Origin of the sequence: Bacillus sp. NPDC077027, from assembly GCF_050269555.1 — a bacterium.
Classification (GTDB): domain Bacteria; phylum Bacillota; class Bacilli; order Bacillales; family Bacillaceae; genus Bacillus.
Genome location: NZ_JBNNIO010000002.1, coordinates 22,670 through 39,097, shown reverse-complemented (window position 1 = coordinate 39,097; position 16,428 = coordinate 22,670). Strand labels below are relative to the sequence as shown.

Sequence of the window (16,428 nt, the reverse complement as noted above, 5' to 3'; positions counted from 1 at the left end):
TATGTTCGCTTCTTATCGAATGACAGTAATATTATTGATGACGAGTTCGCCTTGTGAATTGTAGTAAGTAATCCGAACAGTACCTGGTGAAACAGCACGTAACCAAGTGAAATTCGGAGCTGTTTGTTCAAGGCGAATTGAATGAACATTTCCGGTTACAGAAAGACTGCTTGCAGGTAAAGAATAGGCAATTGAATAGCCAACACGCAGAGTGTCGTTGAGCACAATTGTTTTTGCACTAATCGGTGCCTTGGATGCAACAGGACTTGTTGAAGCAGGGGCAGCATGAGCACCCTCTGCACTAAATAAAGTAAGAGCACCAAAAGCAGCCAAAGACATTGTGATCGCTTTTATCGATTTTTTCAAATAGAACACTCCTTTATTCAGTGATCACCATTTGATGACTGAGTTAATGTTTATTTACCTGAGAGTGAACAGGGACGCTTTAATTAGCGCACTGTAATGTAGTTAATGACTAATTCACCTTGTGAGTTGTAATAAGACACTGTGACAGAGCCACGTTGAACAGCACGAATCCAAGTGAAATTAGGAGCAGTCTGTTCAAGCTGAATTGCATATGTAGCGCCTGATACAGAAATTTGACTAACTGGAAGTGAGACAGCAATAGATGAACCCACTGTAAGAGTACGATCGACTCGAATCACTTTGTTTATAATCGGAGCTTTTGAAATAACTGGATTTGTGTCAGCCTGAGTTGCATGAGCGCCCTCCGCATTGAAGAAAGTAAGAGCACCGAAGGCAGCAAGAGACATTGTAATAGCTTTAATAGATTTTTTCACTAGTAACACTCCTTTTTTTGGTATATACATATATTAGTAACTAAATTAAAAAATGTCAATTAAAAATTCCAAAAATAATCAATTTAGATGAAAAATATTTCTTTTTTCTCGTACTTTTGCATGTAATGTATGAGAAAAAAGAAATATTTTAAGTAGAAAGACATGAAACAGCTCTGTTCTACAAACGAGACATACTTGCTTTGGAATCAATAGAAAAAAGCCGAGACATTCATCTCGGCTTAAAAAATGGACAATGTGGATTTTGTGAAAGCTACTCCATCTTGTCACATGTACTTATGATAGGTGAACGTTTGTCACGGAATGTTAAGACAAATATTTCATTTATTGTCTTTATCCTTAAACTGACGACCTTTTCGTTCCTCTTTTTCTCTAATGTAATTGATAAAGTCGATCGTTTGTCTTCGTGCTTCCTCAGAAAAGTCAGAGGCTGCTTTGAAGGCGATTTGCAAATCAGGGTCGGTAGAAAAATCGGTGTCCACTTGACTCTTTTCTTTTCCAGTAAGGATATAGTCAGTTGTCACTCCAAATAGTTCTGCTATTTTTACTATCATTTCACCATCAGGCTTTCGCAAGCCATATTCCCAATTTGCATATGTTGACATTGCCCTAAGACCTAACTTCTTCGCGACAGTTGACTTGCTCCATCCTTGCTTTTCTCTTAATTCAGTTAAAATCTTGCCAGTCATATTTTCCATAGGAAACACCTTTTTTCATATTATGTGTAAATTTTATCATGAATTACACGTAAAAAATAACAATATACACAAAAAGAATAAAAAATCGTTGACTTACCCTTTTTGTGTATATTATGATGGGTTTATAACTTACACAAATCGAGTAAGAGGTGAGTCGATGAAACTTGAAAAACTACGGGCTGAACGAATATCTCAGGGAAAAACGCAAACATATATGGCAAAGCAACTTGGCTATAAGTATACAAGTGGCTATGCAAATATTGAAATGGGTCGAACTAAGCCAAGTTTAGATATTGCTAAACAAATATCCGACATATTGAATGTTGGAGTAAATGAGCTTTTTTTTGAACAAAAATTACCCAAAAAGAGTAACTTTGTGTTGGAAGGATGAAATAGAGCAAGGACAAAGTGAAGGAGGAAAACAATTGAATATTGAGCACCCGATCATCACCGAAATCAATGATTTTGGTTACCCAAAAAGCCATTGGCAGTATGAACTTGAACGAAATGGATACAAGTTAGGTAAGAATGAGGATAAGGAGGCTGATCATCTTGAAGAAGCACCTATTAGCATTTGACAGTCGTTCAGAAGCTCAGCGGCGTTTAATACAAGCAGGTGGTTGGATTGCCTTTGAAAAAGGGCGCCCCATTTTTCAATTTGCGACACTAGAAGGCAAGCAGAGATATTTACAGCTTGGTAGAGAAGCCTTTCATAGAAAAAACCACTCTTCCTAACAACTGAAATAAAGGAAAATCAAAAGATCAACAAAGAAGGAAAGGATCATCTCTCAATGGAACGATTCAAACGAATATTAGAATGTCTGACACTTTTGTTGACAGCAAGTCAGAAGGAACAAGAAATGTTGCAATGGATTCAGGATGACGGAAGATCATAATATGTCGATATGCTTTACCGTCTACTGTGAACCCGATACACAAGGAGAGTTACTCAAAAAAGAGATCGCTAGCAATCTAGCAGAAGCGAACCGAAATAAATTGATTAAAGGACCCATTTCGCTCGAAATGAGAATATTTACAGCACTCCCACTGAACATCGCCAAATGTCAAAGAACAAGAGCGTATGCGGAAAGAGGAATGATTCGACCTCTCGCTAAACCACATGTTGAATACTATGTAGAACTGATCACACACGTGCTACACAGTCTTGTTGACAAGAAACATAGTCAGGTGGTTGATTTGCGAGTTTACAAGTTTTATAGCGAAAACCCAAGAGTGGAAGTCATTATGAATAAAATCATTGATCACACAAGTTCTTATGGAAAAGGAGGCTGTCAAATTGAACAAGCCAAAGCAACTATCAATCATGGATAATCTAACGTTTGTCGGCGAAATTGAAAAAGGCAAAGTACATGTCATCGTTTTGGATGGAAATGAAGGAACTGCACACATTATGGATGCTCCTGAACATGGGAGAACCATTATCCAAACGGCAAAAGGTCATTTTGCCAGAGTTGATCATGAAATAGGTTTTAAGATCAACTAAACGAACATACAAAAAATAAATAAGTCCAAGACGGAAAGCCTGCGGACACTGATCACTGCCTTGATAAAAGAGGCGATGATTGGTGTCCGTTTTTTTATTCTCAAAAACCAAAAGGAGCAAAAATGATGCAGGATTTAATCATTGAATATAAAAGAGCACTAAAAGACACACGAAAAATATACCAACCATTCAAAGAAAAAGAAGATGTTCATTTAACAGATAAAGAGAAGCATGATAAAAAAATCATTGCAAGTATGATAAGCGATCTTGAATATGTGTTGGAGTGGCTTCAAAGTGGCAGAGAGCCTGGCGCACGTCGGGGGTTAGATCGGCGGTCTGTTTATCAACGTACAATGCTAGCAAATCCACAGGTCCTTGAAGCCTTATCACATGAATATACGATCATTCAGGATCACCAGCGAGAAGTGAATGAAAAGGATAAGCGGCGAATAGAAGATGCGCTATCCGTTTTAACAGAACGAGAGAAAGATGTGTTTTTCATGCATACCACACAAGGTATGTCCTTTAATGACATCGCAAATATGCTAGAGGTAAAAAAAGGAACTGTCCAAAAACATATGGAGCGTGCTAGAACAAAAATGTCTCATAGAATAAAAGAACGCCTATTCGATGCTGCTGAATAGGCGTTTTTTCTAAAAAAAATTAAAATGATTTGTGCTTGTCTTACAGTTGCCACCTATAGATAGGAAGACCAAACAGACGTTTGCTACCCGCTAAAGATGATTCAATGAAAAGAGAAGCATTCGAACTTAAAGGAGGCGGCAGGTGAATGTAAATGAAAGAAAAGCAGATAGAAGCACAGCAAGATTACAACAATGGAATGAAGTATAAAGACCTTGCAGAAAAGTACAGTGTCTCCATTCATACCATCAACTCTTGGAAAAGACGGTATGGATGGAAGAGGGACAAGCTTCAACCACTTGATTCATTGCAAAAACAATTGGATCAGGACGCGCACGCCATTTTCACAAAATTTTTGTCTGATGAGACACTTGAAATTATGGAAAAAATGGGGGGGCGTTCTTCACTGGATCTCATATGGGATCAAATTCAAATTCAGTATGCAGCGATTATTAGGGCGCAGCGAATCATGTTCGTTGTAGACCAAAACGACATGATGAAAGAGCTGAAAAAAGCCAAATATGCTTATCATCCATTAGAAGAAGAGACAGCAGAAGGCGCCAAGTTGGAACAATCTCTTATAGAAGAAGAGTTTGCCTTTCAGTTTTCATGGGATCGGCATGCAACATTTTTAAATGCCCAGTCCCGTGCAATGGGGGAGCTTAGACGCCTCATCAAACAGTTCGAGGAATTAGCCCATGCAAAAGATGAACGTAGGCTTAAGCTAAAACAAATAGAACTTAGCATTGAAAAAACGAAAAAAGCCGTTAATAAGGGAAAAGAAGAATCCATGAATATTACGATTAAGCGTAAGGATGACGATACATGTCACGAATGATTGAGAAAGAAGTAAATCCTCATTTTGAACACTTTCTCTTTGATTGGAACCAAAAGTTTCAATTCCTTGTTGGTGGATACGGTTCTTCAAAAAGCTATCATATTGCACTGAAACTGATCTTAAAACTTTTAGTCGAAAAGCGCACGGCACTCATTGTGCGAGAAGTGTACGACACGCATAGGGATTCGACATTTTCTCTTTTTGAAGAAATCATTCATGACCTTCACTTGCATCATGTGGTGCAGTGCAGAACATCACCACTGATGCTGAAATTTCAAGGTGGCAGTCGAATCATTTTTAAAGGGTTGGATAAGCCAGCCAAGCTGAAATCCATTCACAATATTTCAATGATTTGGATTGAAGAATGCTCAGAAGTGTCATATGAGGGATTCAAAGAGCTTCTTGGCCGATTACGTCACCCGACATTGCCGCTTTATTTCATCTTATCAACGAATCCGACTGGAGAGGATAATTGGACATATCGTCATTTTTTCAAGGATATCGAACAAAAACGATATGTGCTCGATGATCACAAACTATATGAAAAACGAACAGTTGTTATCGGTGATACGTACTATCATCATTCAACCGCAGAGGATAATTTATTTCTTCCAAAAAGCTATGTTCGTCAGTTGGATGAATTAAAGGAATACGACCCGGATTTATACCGAATCGCCAGAAAAGGACATTTCGGCTTAAATGGAGTTCGTGTGCTCCCACAATTCGAGGTATGTCCACATGAAGAAGTCATAAAAGCGATGGATCAATTGCATTATCCGATCAAGAGGGTTGGGATGGACTTTGGTTTTGTTGAATCTTATAATGCCCTCATTCGACTGGCTGTAGATCATGAAAAGAAATATTTATACATCTACTGGGAGTATTATGACCGGGATAAAACAGATGATGAAACGGCTCATGATCTGAAAGAATTTAGCGAATCGAAGGAGCTCATCAAAGCTGATGCAGCTGAACCTAAAACGATCCGCTATTTCAGGCAGCAAGGTTTTAACATGGTGGCTGCACATAAGTTCCAAGGCTCACGTCTTCAATATACGAAAAAGATCAAACGGTTTAAAAAAATCATCTGTTCTGATGCATGTCCGCATACGATCCATGAGCTTCAGTCGCTTACCTATAAGATTGATAAAAATGGTCATGTGCTTGAAGACGAGTTTCAAATCGATCCACACACATTATCGGCAATATGGTATGCGCTTGATGACTACGAGGTAACCGATTTGAAAAATGGCTCAATAGAGCGGACTCGTCCAAATAGAGAGAGGAGGTAACGCTTGTGAATCAAGTCAAGGCAACAATTATGAAAGCACGAATGTCAGATAGTACAAAACAAATGTATGAGGATGAATTTTCCTATGAAAAAGATGATATTGTTCAGCCGCCATATAACATAAAAGAATTAAAAAGCATGGCAGAGTATTCAACGATTCTTCAGCAATGCATTGATGCCTATAAAACCAATATTTTAGGATTTGGATTTGGCGTAGAGTACTCATTTGACTTTAACGCTGAAGATGTTTCCCCTGAAAAAAAGAAGGCGGCTGAATGGGAATGGACAAGACTTGAAGAGTTTACTCGTTATATGAATTATGATGAATCCGCCGATGTTGTATTAGGTTATGTACTTGAAGATCGTGAGAAAACAGGAAATGGTTTTTTAGAGGTACTCCGTGATGGACAAGGAAAACCAGCAGGTATTGAGTATCTTGATGTACTTCATATTCGCGTATGTAAGCTAAGTCATCCGGTCGAGGTGACATTTCAATATACTGAGAATGGTCTTGTGAAAATCATGAAGCGACATAAAAGGTTTCGAAAATATGTTCAGATCATCAATGAAAAGAAAGTCTTTTTTAAGGAGTATGGAGATCCACGAACACTTAATTGCGAAACAGGGGAATACGATGACAATACACCTGATCATCTCATCGCCAATGAAGTAATCCATTTTAAAATTGGTAGTGGGGCATATGGTGTTCCGCGATGGATTGGAAATATTGTCAATATGTATGGTGCTCGTAAAGCAGAAGAGCTGAACTATCTTTATTTTAAGCAAGGCCGTCATGTACCCGGGGCTATTATTGTCGAAAACGGTATGTTATCTGAAACCTCGTATAGACAGCTTCAGGAATACATGGACGATATTGAAGGCTCAGATCATGCACACAAATTTCTTTTACTGGAAGTAGAAGGGTTGCCAACAGAAAAAGGCATCACAGGAGAAGAAGATGTATCAAATGTAAAAGTGAATTTCAAGTCTTTAGCTGAAATCTTGCAGGAGGATGCGCTTTTCTTAGAATACGATGACAAAACAAGGAATAAAATTCGTTCCGCTTTTCGCTTGCCACCTATTTACACAGGAGAGTCTCAGGACTACAACAAGGCGACAGCTGATACAGCGCGTAAAACAACGGAAGAACAAGTATTTCAACCGGAGAGACATCTGATTACAGGGAAGCTCAATACACTGTTTCTCCCTGACCTTGATCTATGGCACGTCCGCTTTTTACTCAATGGTCCTGATTTCCGTGATCCATTAGAAATTGCCAAGGTGTTAACCCCGTTTATACAAGCGGGTGCTGTTTCGCCAAATGATTTGCGTGATCTGGCAGGACGCATCCTCGGGAAAACGTTAGAGGAGTGGCCGGAAAATCAATACCATAGGCCACTTGGTAACGATGCGTTGTCTTCAGATGAACAGCTTCAAACAACTGCAAATCAAGATGAGATGCTTCAAATCATGCAGGAAGTTCGCGGCGCTTTCTCATAAGGCGCAATGCGCTTTTGAAAGGAGGTGAACATATGCCACGAGAATTACTTAACGCAAAAATTACCCATGTTTCGTATGTTGACAAGGCTGCCAATCAAAAACAGTTCTTCTTCATGAAATCTGAAGGACAGCCTGACTTTCAAAAAGAAGTAAGGGTTCTGACAAAAGCAGAAGATATACAGCGGCTTGTGTATGGTGTTGTCTATGAGCCGAATACACCTGATGCACATGATGATTTTATGTCAGCAGAGGAGATCGAAAAAGCGGCTCATGGCTTTATGAAAGATGCTCGTCACATTGATAAGCAGCATGACTTTCAAGAGGGTGTCGGAGAAGTGGTTGAATCCTATATTGCTCCTGCTGATTTTAAGGTAGGAGGCCAGCATATTAAAAAAGGTTCCTGGGTGCTTGTCACAAGAGCGTCAAAGGATATTTGGCAACAGATTCAACATGGAGAAATCACCGGCTACTCTATGGCAGGAACAGCAGACATCATTGCAACAGAAGCGGATGAGCTTCTATCTCAACAATCAAATGAGAAGGGGCTTTTTTCTTTGCTTAAAAACTTCTTTTTAAAAGAGGAGGCGACAGCCGAAGTGAGTGAACAAATTTCACAGGATTTCTGGACAGCTCAAGATGCGCTTGATTCAGTCCTATTCCAAGATGAACGAGGCGATGAGGAGCATGTAAGAACAGCGCTTCAAGATTTTATTCAAATTGCACAAGAAGTATTGAAGTCAGATGATGTGCTCACAGCAATTGGAGAAAGACCAGTAGAACGGCAAACACCACATCACTCATTCATGGATAATCAATTACGTGAGCTACAAAAAGCCAAAACAGCAATTGAAAATGTATTGGAAAAAGTAGGAGAACAGCAGGAAGTTGAAGTGAACCAAGATGACATTCAGAAGATGCTAGAGCATGCTGTCGCACCAATACGAGATCAGCTTACCGCATTAGAAAAAACAGCTGGCGGAGAAACAACAACGATCAAAGATGTGTTAGATGAGAAGCTGACCCCATTGACAGAGCGTATTCACGTCTTGGAAAAAGCACGTAGTATCTCTAAACAAACAATGACTGATACACAAAATGACAACAAAAAACCCGTATGGGATGGCTTGCTATAAAAAGCCTAGACAAGGAGGAAAAAAAGCGTGAGAAACCAAGAGATGATTCGCAAGGCAGAAATGACACTTGCGAGCTTAAAAACCGGCGGGTTAATGAATGCTACGCAATCAAATACGTTTATCAGAATGATGCAAAACACACCGACTGTTCTAAATGATGCGCGTATCATTCCAATGGAAAGTGATGCGCAAAAAATTGAAAAGATCGGCTTTGGTCAACGGATTTTACGTCCGGCTGAAGAAGGAAAAGCATTAGCAGCAGCTGAGAGAGTGGTGCCAACAACAAGCACTGTACAGCTCAATGCAAAGGAGGTAATTGCTGAAATTCATATGACTTACGATAGCATCGAAAACAACATTGAAAAAGATGGGATCCAAAATACCATTATGCAAATGTTGGCTGAACGAGCTGCCGTTGATATTGAAGAACTCATCGTGAATGGGGATACCTCTTCAGAAGATCCTTTTTTAGCACAAATAGATGGTGTGCGAAAGCAAACAACATCTCATATTGTTGATGCGAACGGAGAAGAGGTGAGCCGACAAACGTTTAAACAAGCGTATAAGGCACTTCCTTCAAAGTATTTACGTGTTCCACAGGATTTCCGTTTCTATACATCACCGAGTCTTGAAGTAGAGTGGAAAGATCAAGTGGCAAATCGTCAAACGAGTTTAGGAGATGCCGCAGTTCAAGGAGGTCTTTCCTCGGCATTTGGTGTCCCTGTCAAAGGCATTGCGAATATGCAGCCATATGATCAAGATGGAACCGATATGTCTGATATTCTCCTGACACATCCAAAAAATATCATTGTCGGTTTCTCCCGTCATATTCGAATTGAAGTAGAAAAAGATATTCGAAGACGTAAATTTATTATTGTGCTGACAGCAAAGCTCGATAGTAAATTTGAAGAAGAGGATGCAGTGGCAAAAGTGATCAAAGTGAAAGAGTAGGTGACTTTCATGTATACATGTTTTCTAGTCACACAAAAGTGCCAGATGCTACATTTCAGGAGCGGAATATCATGTTGATTTCAGTCGAAGAAGTGAAGGCATATTCTGCTTTTGACGATATCAAGAACCGATCTGATGAGCAGTTGACGTCAGATATTATCGAGGCAGAAGCAGAGATCATTCGGATCGTCGGGCATCACTTTACGAAGGAGAAATATCAACCGCTTCCTGAAAAGGCAAAGATCGCACTTTTAAAAATGGCACAATACTTTGCTCTTATAAATGGTGATGAATCAATGACGAAAGGGTACACCTCAGAAAAAATGGGTGATTATTCGTATGCACTAGCAAATGACAATACGGTATCAAAGCCCAATATATATCATTTGCTCATCGACTTTATTGAACCGGCAGAGGTGTCTGAGCATTCAGGAAGTGCCCAAATGAGGCTAAGATCGCTATGAGCTATCAATCTCTATTAACAGATCGTTGCGATATTTATCACCTTCAGGAAAAGAGTGCGGTTGCTAGTAAATTCGGTGTACCTGCCACAGACATCCAATCAACTTTCACTTATCCTGATGAGCCTGATGTGAAACAGCAGTCTTGTTACTTCACGGAGAAGAGCCAAACACTGATTCAGCAAGAGCCAAACACAACGATTTATCAATCATATCTTGTCCATTTCCCAGCCAGTGCTGATATTCGCATCCATGACAAGATTGTTTGGGATGGATTGACGATGACATTACAAAAACCAAAAAAGCTCAAAAACCATCATTTAGAGGTCATGGCCATTAGGAGTGAGAATTTATGAAAATTGAAGGGTTGGCTCAATTGCTTACAAAGCTTGATGTAGCGATTGCTGGTGGATTGAAAGCTGAATATGAAGAGTGGCTAGAGGAAATGGGACTTCAGTTTCTCGACATTGTTCAGGATGAGGTCATCAAGGCAAAGGCTGTTGATACACGTCAGTTGCTTCGCTCATTTCAAAAAGGAGATCGTGAAAACCTGTTCTCAATGGAACAAGGCGGTCTGACACTGAACGTCGGAACAAATCTTGAGTATGCGTCCTATGTCAACGATGGACATTTGACGATTGACTCGTCTAAAAATCAGGATCGTAGATGGGTTCCTGGACGATGGGTAGGAGAACGGTTTGAATATGACCCAAAGGCGAAGACGGGCATGATGTTAGTTTCTCAATGGATTGAAGGTAGTGGATATTGGGATCATGCACTCATGATATTTGAGCAAATGTTCGAAAGTTCATTGAACCGTAAGCTTCAAAACTGGATTGACCGTCATTTTAGGAGGTGATTGATTGAATAGGGAAGTCGGGGCAATCATGCATTATGTCTACACACAATTTCCTGTCAAAATGTATAATCGAGAACTACCAGAACGCTTTCAAGTACCTTCAATATATATTCCGCCTGTTTCAGCTATGAGTGGACCAGATACTGTCTCTACTTTTATGAAGACATATTCGCTTCATGTGAAATTATTTCATCATGATTCTGAAAAAGCGTTTGATACGGCGGAAACCATTGTAGATGCATTAAATGCCGATCGCAATATGATTCAAATGGTCAGTGAAAAAGGACAATGGCTTAATGATTATATCCGCATCAAAAGGGTAGAAACAAGGAGTGGTGATCAAGGTGTAGCAACGATTGTCCTGACATGGGATAGCACGTATTGGTATAACCGAGACAAGCATCTAAGCCTTGAAGATGTATATTTTTCAGATGGGGTGATTAAAAATGAGCAAAACTAAAAAAGAACAGGTAGAAAAAGTGCCTGTCACAGAAAAAGAATATGGCTTTTCATTTGAAGCCTTGAAAGAGCACAGCAAGGACTTGTTTGGGGTAAAACCTGAAATCCTTGAAGGTGCTCTTTTTTATATCAAACAACAACCAATTACAAAAACAGAAGCAAAAAAGCACCTTGATGCTTTTTTGTCCAAGGAGGTTTAAAGGATGAATGGAGGCACTTTTACACCAGGTACAGAGAAAAAGCGACCTGGTATCTACTTTAATTTTAAAACAACAGCGGAGCAACGTATTTCTTTAGGGAACCGAGGAACGGTAGCAATTCCCATTGCAATGAGCTGGGGCGAACCAAAGACCTTTATTTCGATCTCTAGTATTGAGGACTTAAATAAAAAGATTGGCTTGAATATTGACGACAAATCACTTCTTCTTTTCCGTGAGGCGAAGAAAAAAGCACAAACCGTGCTGCTATATCGCCTGAACGAAGGAGAACCAGCAAAAGCGGAAATTAGTGAGAATTTCAACGTGGTCGCAAATTATGGCGGTCAAAAAGGGAATGAAATCACAGTTCAAGTTGCAGAAAATGTACTTGATAGCGCGAAGCGAGATGTCCTGACATTCCTTGGAACAGATCTTGTGGACAAGCAGGTTGTCTCTAATGTAAAGGACCTTGTGAAAAACAAATATGTTCAATTCTCTGGTGAAGGGGAAGCCACCATTACAGCAGGCATCACATTAAAAGGTGGTAAAAATGGTGTCGCAAGTGTTGCGGATTACACAGCATTTCTTGAGGCGGCAGAAACGGAATATTTTGATGTGATTGCACTTCCTGTAGAAAATAGTGAGCAATTAAAAGCCACTTTTGCTTCGTTTATTAAGCGTCTACGTGACGAACAAGGGCGAAAAGTGCAGGGGGTCGTAGCGAACTATGCGGCTGATCATGAAGGATTGATCAATGTCACAAGTGGTGTTGTCCTAGAGGACGGTACAGAAATCACACCTGCCAAAGCAACAGCATGGGTAGCTGGAGCAAGCGCAGGAGCTAACTTCAATCAATCGTTAACTTTTGTTGAGTATGAAGGAGCAATTGATACGCTAGAGAGACTGGATAATGATCAAGTGGAATACCGCTTATCACAAGGTGAATTTCTTTTCACATTTGACGCACGTGATCGTACGGTCAGTGCTGAAAAAGACATCAACTCACTTACAAGCATTACGACTGAAAAAAATCAACAGATGGCAAAAAACAAAATTGTTCGAGTATTGGATGCCATCAACAATGATTTAACATACGAACTGAAAAATTTAATCAAATTACGTAAAGCAAATGGGAATGATATTCCTGCTTCAGAAGACGGTCTACAGCTCGTGAAGACACTGATCACCCAGTATCTTACTCAGCTTCAAGATGGTGACGGCATCACTGGGTTCAACTCAGAGACGGATATTACCATCAATTTAAACGAAGATCGTGATGGGTTCCTGATTGATCTGGCCGTTCAGCCGGTAGATGCAGCAGAAAAATTCTATTTCAATGTGGAGGTGAAGTAAGATGGCATTTAAAGCACAAAATACAATTTCAGGTAAGGAAGGTCGTCTTTTCTTAGATGGTGAGGAATTAGCCTTTATTAAAACGTTTGAAGCGAATGTTGAAAAAAATAAAGCGGAAGTTAACGTCATGGGGCGTCGGATGACGGGCCATAAAACAACTGGTGCTAACGGAACAGGAACAGCCACTTTCTATAAAGTGACATCTCGTTTCGTTCAGCTCATGTTGAACTACGTGAAAAAAGGAGAAGATCCATACTTCACACTTCAGGCGGTACTAGATGACAAAGCGTCAGGGCGTGGAGCTGAACGAGTCACGTTATTTGATGTGAACTTTGATTCTTCAAAAATTGCAGGACTTGATGTTGATTCTGAGGCGCTTGAAGAAGAAGTTCCTTTCACGTTTGAGGACTTTGATCTGCCTGAGAAGTTGAAGGATACTTTCTAAACAGCAGATAAATAAAGTACCTCTCAAATGTTAAAAAAATAAACATTTGAAAGGTATTATGTTATAATGACACCAATATTACAGAATACTGTCATTACATTATGGCGTAATGATAAATTTATGTTTACATGCAGTGCGACTTGCATAAAATAAAAAGAAGCTAGGATGCGTCAACATCCCAGCAATGTACAATGAGGCCCTTCAAAGGGGCTGGCTTATCGTTAGATACTTTTCAAAGGATAGACTTTCCCTTTTACTTTTCCACGAGCTCAAGGGAGGTCTATTTTTTCTTTGTAAATAGTGTCAACAATGCCACGACTACAGTCAGAATGCTTAGGGTATAAACCCCGAAAGCAATCATTAAGCTAATCGCTTCATACGTTGACATAAGCATCACCCCCTTTCTAACGGGGATGAGCCAGACCGCCCTTGAGTAAGCCGTTCAATTGTACGATACTTATTATACATCAAAATATTGGAAAGCACATTCGAAAACGGATGTGCTTTTTTGCATTCAAAAAACAAATCAAAGGGAGTTTTTAAATATGAGCGAAAAACAAACAAACAACGTATATGATCTTTCATTCTTTATGCCAGGACAAACTGTAGAAGCTGAGGAAGTAAAAGTTCCTATTTCAAAGCGCTTCGTTGACAAAAAGGGAAATGTCATTCCTTTCGTATTCAAAGCCATCACAACAGAACGCATTGATGAGTTGGAAAAAGAAAACACAACCTACAAAAATGTCAAAGGCAGAGGGCGCGTGAAAGACTTAGACAGCCAGCGCTTCTATGCACGTATTGCCATTGAATCAACGATTTATCCAGATTTCCGCTCAAAGGAATTAAGAGAGGCATACAGCACACAAGATCCAGTTGAAGTAGCAAAACGTGTTCTGTCTGTCGGCGGTGAATACGCGAACTGGTTAAACAAAGCCATCGAAATCAACGGATTCGAAGACGAAATTGAAGATTTAGAAGAAGCAGCAAAAAACTAATAAAAGATGGGGATAAAGAAGCGGTATTTTTATATTACGCCATGCACGAGCTTCACTACTCCCCATCAGAACTGCTTGATTTATACGAAGCACCAAGACAATTCAAAGCTTTCCTATTTGGACTCATAAGTTACAAGTTAGACATGCTAGAAAAAGAAGCAAAGAAAGGAGGTAAATAAATTGGCGAAACTCACTGCACGATTTGAATTAGAAGACCGGGTGTCGAAGAAGCTTTTACGCATTCGAAAACGGTTTCGAACGTTTGAGCAGCAACTCAAGCCATTTAGAAAACCTGTCAAAATAAGCTTGGAAATGGATGAAAAAAAGTTAAGAAACTTCACTTTATCGATTCGTAAATTTTCAGTATTAACGATGAGACTAGATCAGGGGATCTATCGTGATCTAAAATCATTAACAAATCAATTGAACATGATAAAAAATCATATTGACATATCCATTCAAGCAAAGGGACTAGATTTTATTAAGTCTAGCATCGATCGCTTGAAAAAAGCAGGAACAAGTCCACTTATTCTGACATTTAAACTAAATGATCAATTGTCAGGAAAACTATCATCGATAAAAAAATCGATCCTTCAGCTCATGAACAGAACTTACTATATGAGATTAACCATCATGGATCAAGCCACCGCTGCGATTCAGCGAATAAAAAAGACACTAAAAAGCTTGTCCATGTCTAAACACGAGATCAGAGTGTCTGTTCAAGACAATGCGAAGAGTAAGTTGAAAAAATGGGAAAAGGCAGATTCGGTTGTAAAAGAAAAGAAAATAAAAAAGAAGCCTAATGCCACAGCCGCTACTAAAACGAATGAAAACAAACAAAACTGGTTGGGTAATTTTGGGAATGAAGCGATAAAAGAAGTTCAAAAATATGCAGGTGACGTTGCAGATAAAGTGAAGGAGAAGTTGAGTCCAAGAAATTTTTGGGACAATAAAGCACTTCCTTGGATCGACAAGAAAATGGACGATTACAAACAAGAAGTGATCGGGCGAATTCGCGAGAAGATTAAATTTAATGCTGAAGAACACCTAGATAAATGGGTGAGTGCTGGATTAGATCGCATCTTTGGTTCAAAAAACCAATCGAGTGAAAACAACAGTACCCCTTCAACCCAAAATCCAACTACAGAAACACCAACAAATCCAGCTCCTAAAACGCAGCAAAAGTCACAGAACGGAAAAGGTTTGTTTCGTAATAGCTGTTGTCCTTGTTGTGCTAGAGGTTTAAGCAGACGTGGAGCTACTAGAACTAGAAATAGAAATGGCCGTTCACAAAGACAGCCAACAAATCCAACCGCCACTACAAGAGCTGAAAGAAACAGAAGACCTCCAAGTAGATTAGGAAAACTGAAAACAAACGCAGGTAAGATTTTTGGAAAAATCCCTAGTGGATTGAAGAAAAGTACAGGTATAGTGGCCTCTGTTGCAGGGCTTGCAGGTTTGATGAAAGGTAGTGGAGGATTAAGTGGATTAGGAGATGCACTTAAAAATATAGGTCGAGGAAGTAGCCAGTTATTAAAGAGAGTGCCTATCTTGGGGAACTTATTAAGTGCAACAGATTTAATAGGAACAACGAAAGAAAACGTTGGAGAAAAAGTAGGGGGCTTCTCTGGAGGGCTTGCAGGAGGAATTAGTGGAGCTGTAATTGGTCAAGCTCTAATTCCAATACCACTTGTAGGAGCAGCTGTTGGTGGTGTTGCTGGAGGCATAGCCGGAACTTTTGGTGGGTCAAAACTAGGGGAACTATTTGATACTTCAAAGTTAAAAGAAAATATTTCAAAGACTTTATTTAATGGAGAATGGTGGAGTGAAAAGTGGGGGAGTGTTAAAACTTCCGCAGAGAAATCTTTAGGGAACTTAAGTGGAAAATGGGAAGATATAAAAACTACAGCATCTAATACGCTATTTAATTCAGAATGGTGGGCAGAACAAGCTGGGTACGTTACTGGAATGTTAGAATCTACTGTTTTTAATGGAGAATGGTGGAGCGGAAAATGGGATGCTATCAAGGATTGGACTCAGGAAAAGTGGGATAGTGCAGTCGAAATATGGGATTCTATTAAAGGGAAACTTAGTGAGACCGTTTTCAACGGAGAATGGTGGAGCGAAAAATGGGATAACGTAAAAAACTGGACTCAAGAAAAGTGGGACAGTGCAGTTGGAATATGGAATTCTATTAAAGGGAAACTTAGTGAGACCGTTTTCAACGGAGAATGGTGGAGCGAAAAATGGGATAACGTAAAAAACTGGACTCAAGAAAAGTGGG

General features: G+C 39.6%; 24 protein-coding genes and 1 pseudogene. 21 read left to right on the top strand and 4 right to left on the bottom strand.

What is annotated here, in order from left to right; genetic code table 11:
• Nucleotides 1–12: 12 nt before the first annotated feature.
• From ACQKEZ_RS05775 to ACQKEZ_RS05765, 3 genes are all read right to left on the bottom strand, one after another.
• The gene (locus ACQKEZ_RS05775) at nucleotides 13–375 is read right to left on the bottom strand and encodes a hypothetical protein (RefSeq protein ID WP_427299384.1); all 363 of its coding nucleotides are present in this window, start codon (nucleotides 373–375) and stop codon (nucleotides 13–15) included.
• Between the two features lie 74 nt (nucleotides 376–449).
• Entirely contained in the window at nucleotides 450–800 is a 351-nt protein-coding gene (locus ACQKEZ_RS05770) for a hypothetical protein (RefSeq protein ID WP_427299383.1), read from the bottom strand.
• A 338-nt stretch (nucleotides 801–1,138) separates the two neighbouring features.
• Nucleotides 1,139–1,516, bottom strand: coding sequence for a helix-turn-helix domain-containing protein (locus ACQKEZ_RS05765; RefSeq protein WP_427299382.1), 378 nt, complete (start codon nucleotides 1,514–1,516; stop codon nucleotides 1,139–1,141).
• A 157-nt stretch (nucleotides 1,517–1,673) separates the two neighbouring features.
• Here ACQKEZ_RS05765 and ACQKEZ_RS05760 point away from each other — a divergent pair, with 157 nt between their 5' ends.
• From ACQKEZ_RS05760 to ACQKEZ_RS05675, 18 genes are all read left to right on the top strand, one after another.
• Entirely contained in the window at nucleotides 1,674–1,907 is a 234-nt protein-coding gene (locus tag ACQKEZ_RS05760) for a helix-turn-helix transcriptional regulator (protein ID WP_427299381.1), read from the top strand.
• Between the two features lie 34 nt (nucleotides 1,908–1,941).
• Nucleotides 1,942–2,094: a hypothetical protein gene (locus tag ACQKEZ_RS05755; RefSeq protein WP_427299380.1), complete on the top strand. Its 153-nt coding sequence runs from the start codon at nucleotides 1,942–1,944 to the stop codon at nucleotides 2,092–2,094.
• On the top strand, nucleotides 2,069–2,251 hold the full coding sequence (locus ACQKEZ_RS05750; protein WP_427299379.1) for a hypothetical protein: 183 nt from the start codon (nucleotides 2,069–2,071) through the stop codon (nucleotides 2,249–2,251). The genes ACQKEZ_RS05755 and ACQKEZ_RS05750 overlap by 26 nt, the downstream gene beginning before the upstream one ends.
• 162 nt (nucleotides 2,252–2,413) lie before the next feature.
• Nucleotides 2,414–2,848 (top strand): RusA family crossover junction endodeoxyribonuclease, encoded by a 435-nt coding sequence (locus tag ACQKEZ_RS05745; protein WP_427299378.1) that lies wholly within the window; start codon nucleotides 2,414–2,416, stop codon nucleotides 2,846–2,848.
• Nucleotides 2,841–3,020, top strand: coding sequence for an XtrA/YqaO family protein (locus tag ACQKEZ_RS05740; protein ID WP_427300464.1), 180 nt, complete (start codon nucleotides 2,841–2,843; stop codon nucleotides 3,018–3,020). The genes ACQKEZ_RS05745 and ACQKEZ_RS05740 overlap by 8 nt, the downstream gene beginning before the upstream one ends.
• A 125-nt stretch (nucleotides 3,021–3,145) precedes the next feature.
• Nucleotides 3,146–3,664 (top strand): sigma-70 family RNA polymerase sigma factor, encoded by a 519-nt coding sequence (locus ACQKEZ_RS05735; RefSeq protein ID WP_427300462.1) that lies wholly within the window; start codon nucleotides 3,146–3,148, stop codon nucleotides 3,662–3,664.
• Nucleotides 3,665–3,816: 152 nt separating this feature from the next.
• On the top strand, nucleotides 3,817–4,500 hold the full coding sequence (terS, locus tag ACQKEZ_RS05730) for a phage terminase small subunit (RefSeq protein WP_427299377.1): 684 nt from the start codon (nucleotides 3,817–3,819) through the stop codon (nucleotides 4,498–4,500).
• Nucleotides 4,500–5,792, top strand: coding sequence for a PBSX family phage terminase large subunit (locus ACQKEZ_RS05725; RefSeq protein ID WP_427300461.1), 1,293 nt, complete (start codon nucleotides 4,500–4,502; stop codon nucleotides 5,790–5,792). Before terS ends, ACQKEZ_RS05725 begins: the two co-directional genes overlap by 1 nt.
• Nucleotides 5,793–5,821: 29 nt before the next feature.
• Complete coding sequence (locus ACQKEZ_RS05720; RefSeq protein ID WP_427300460.1) at nucleotides 5,822–7,291, top strand: phage portal protein; 1,470 nt, start codon at nucleotides 5,822–5,824, stop codon at nucleotides 7,289–7,291.
• Between the two features lie 32 nt (nucleotides 7,292–7,323).
• On the top strand, nucleotides 7,324–8,424 hold the full coding sequence (locus tag ACQKEZ_RS05715) for an XkdF-like putative serine protease domain-containing protein (protein ID WP_427299376.1): 1,101 nt from the start codon (nucleotides 7,324–7,326) through the stop codon (nucleotides 8,422–8,424).
• A gap of 27 nt (nucleotides 8,425–8,451) precedes the next feature.
• On the top strand, nucleotides 8,452–9,375 hold the full coding sequence (locus ACQKEZ_RS05710; protein WP_427299375.1) for a phage major capsid protein: 924 nt from the start codon (nucleotides 8,452–8,454) through the stop codon (nucleotides 9,373–9,375).
• A 71-nt stretch (nucleotides 9,376–9,446) separates the two neighbouring features.
• Nucleotides 9,447–9,839 carry a protein YqbG gene (yqbG, locus tag ACQKEZ_RS05705; protein WP_427299374.1) on the top strand — a complete coding sequence of 131 codons (393 nt, stop codon included), beginning with the start codon at nucleotides 9,447–9,449 and terminating at the stop codon, nucleotides 9,837–9,839.
• Entirely contained in the window at nucleotides 9,836–10,192 is a 357-nt protein-coding gene (locus ACQKEZ_RS05700; protein WP_427299373.1) for a YqbH/XkdH family protein, read from the top strand. Before yqbG ends, ACQKEZ_RS05700 begins: the two co-directional genes overlap by 4 nt.
• Nucleotides 10,189–10,695 (top strand): HK97 gp10 family phage protein, encoded by a 507-nt coding sequence (locus ACQKEZ_RS05695; protein ID WP_427299372.1) that lies wholly within the window; start codon nucleotides 10,189–10,191, stop codon nucleotides 10,693–10,695. The genes ACQKEZ_RS05700 and ACQKEZ_RS05695 overlap by 4 nt, the downstream gene beginning before the upstream one ends.
• Nucleotides 10,696–10,699: 4 nt before the next feature.
• Nucleotides 10,700–11,155, top strand: coding sequence for a phage portal protein (locus ACQKEZ_RS05690; RefSeq protein WP_427299371.1), 456 nt, complete (start codon nucleotides 10,700–10,702; stop codon nucleotides 11,153–11,155).
• A complete protein-coding gene (locus ACQKEZ_RS05685) occupies nucleotides 11,142–11,354 on the top strand; it encodes a hypothetical protein (RefSeq protein WP_427299370.1) in 213 nt (70 codons plus the stop codon). Before ACQKEZ_RS05690 ends, ACQKEZ_RS05685 begins: the two co-directional genes overlap by 14 nt.
• A 3-nt stretch (nucleotides 11,355–11,357) precedes the next feature.
• Nucleotides 11,358–12,704 carry a phage tail sheath family protein gene (locus tag ACQKEZ_RS05680; protein WP_427299369.1) on the top strand — a complete coding sequence of 449 codons (1,347 nt, stop codon included), beginning with the start codon at nucleotides 11,358–11,360 and terminating at the stop codon, nucleotides 12,702–12,704.
• A gap of 1 nt (nucleotide 12,705) precedes the next feature.
• Nucleotides 12,706–13,149, top strand: a complete 444-nt coding sequence (locus ACQKEZ_RS05675) for a phage tail tube protein (protein WP_427299368.1) — start codon at nucleotides 12,706–12,708, stop codon at nucleotides 13,147–13,149.
• A gap of 280 nt (nucleotides 13,150–13,429) precedes the next feature.
• Here ACQKEZ_RS05675 and ACQKEZ_RS05670 read toward each other — a convergent pair whose 3' ends face one another.
• Nucleotides 13,430–13,537 (bottom strand): putative holin-like toxin, encoded by a 108-nt coding sequence (locus ACQKEZ_RS05670; RefSeq protein ID WP_427299367.1) that lies wholly within the window; start codon nucleotides 13,535–13,537, stop codon nucleotides 13,430–13,432.
• Nucleotides 13,538–13,694: 157 nt separating this feature from the next.
• On the opposite strand from ACQKEZ_RS05670, the gene ACQKEZ_RS05665 reads away from it, so the two are divergent.
• The 3 genes and pseudogenes from ACQKEZ_RS05665 to ACQKEZ_RS05655 all read left to right on the top strand — a co-directional run.
• Nucleotides 13,695–14,144 (top strand): phage tail assembly chaperone, encoded by a 450-nt coding sequence (locus tag ACQKEZ_RS05665; RefSeq protein WP_427299366.1) that lies wholly within the window; start codon nucleotides 13,695–13,697, stop codon nucleotides 14,142–14,144.
• 41 nt (nucleotides 14,145–14,185) lie between these two features.
• Nucleotides 14,186–14,323: a hypothetical protein gene (locus tag ACQKEZ_RS05660; RefSeq protein WP_008344097.1), complete on the top strand. Its 138-nt coding sequence runs from the start codon at nucleotides 14,186–14,188 to the stop codon at nucleotides 14,321–14,323.
• 1 nt (nucleotide 14,324) lies between these two features.
• Nucleotides 14,325–16,428, top strand: a pseudogene (locus ACQKEZ_RS05655) (transglycosylase SLT domain-containing protein); the annotation flags it as partial.

Excerpts from the sequence above, each read along its gene's own strand:
- ACQKEZ_RS05765 (WP_427299382.1), bottom strand. The coding sequence starts at position 1,516 with ATGGAAAATATGACTGGCAAGATTTTAACTGAATTAAGAGAAAAGCAA.
- ACQKEZ_RS05760 (WP_427299381.1), top strand. The coding sequence starts at position 1,674 with ATGAAACTTGAAAAACTACGGGCTGAACGAATATCTCAGGGAAAAACG.
- ACQKEZ_RS05745 (WP_427299378.1), top strand. The coding sequence starts at position 2,414 with ATGTCGATATGCTTTACCGTCTACTGTGAACCCGATACACAAGGAGAG.
- ACQKEZ_RS05740 (WP_427300464.1), top strand. The coding sequence starts at position 2,841 with ATGGATAATCTAACGTTTGTCGGCGAAATTGAAAAAGGCAAAGTACAT.
- ACQKEZ_RS05735 (WP_427300462.1), top strand. The coding sequence starts at position 3,146 with ATGCAGGATTTAATCATTGAATATAAAAGAGCACTAAAAGACACACGA.
- terS (WP_427299377.1), top strand. The coding sequence starts at position 3,817 with ATGAAAGAAAAGCAGATAGAAGCACAGCAAGATTACAACAATGGAATG.
- ACQKEZ_RS05720 (WP_427300460.1), top strand. The coding sequence starts at position 5,822 with ATGAAAGCACGAATGTCAGATAGTACAAAACAAATGTATGAGGATGAA.
- ACQKEZ_RS05715 (WP_427299376.1), top strand. The coding sequence starts at position 7,324 with ATGCCACGAGAATTACTTAACGCAAAAATTACCCATGTTTCGTATGTT.
- yqbG (WP_427299374.1), top strand. The coding sequence starts at position 9,447 with ATGTTGATTTCAGTCGAAGAAGTGAAGGCATATTCTGCTTTTGACGAT.
- ACQKEZ_RS05700 (WP_427299373.1), top strand. The coding sequence starts at position 9,836 with ATGAGCTATCAATCTCTATTAACAGATCGTTGCGATATTTATCACCTT.
- ACQKEZ_RS05695 (WP_427299372.1), top strand. The coding sequence starts at position 10,189 with ATGAAAATTGAAGGGTTGGCTCAATTGCTTACAAAGCTTGATGTAGCG.
- ACQKEZ_RS05685 (WP_427299370.1), top strand. The coding sequence starts at position 11,142 with ATGAGCAAAACTAAAAAAGAACAGGTAGAAAAAGTGCCTGTCACAGAA.
- ACQKEZ_RS05680 (WP_427299369.1), top strand. The coding sequence starts at position 11,358 with ATGAATGGAGGCACTTTTACACCAGGTACAGAGAAAAAGCGACCTGGT.
- ACQKEZ_RS05675 (WP_427299368.1), top strand. The coding sequence starts at position 12,706 with ATGGCATTTAAAGCACAAAATACAATTTCAGGTAAGGAAGGTCGTCTT.
- ACQKEZ_RS05670 (WP_427299367.1), bottom strand. The coding sequence starts at position 13,537 with ATGTCAACGTATGAAGCGATTAGCTTAATGATTGCTTTCGGGGTTTAT.
- ACQKEZ_RS05665 (WP_427299366.1), top strand. The coding sequence starts at position 13,695 with ATGAGCGAAAAACAAACAAACAACGTATATGATCTTTCATTCTTTATG.
- ACQKEZ_RS05660 (WP_008344097.1), top strand. The coding sequence starts at position 14,186 with ATGCACGAGCTTCACTACTCCCCATCAGAACTGCTTGATTTATACGAA.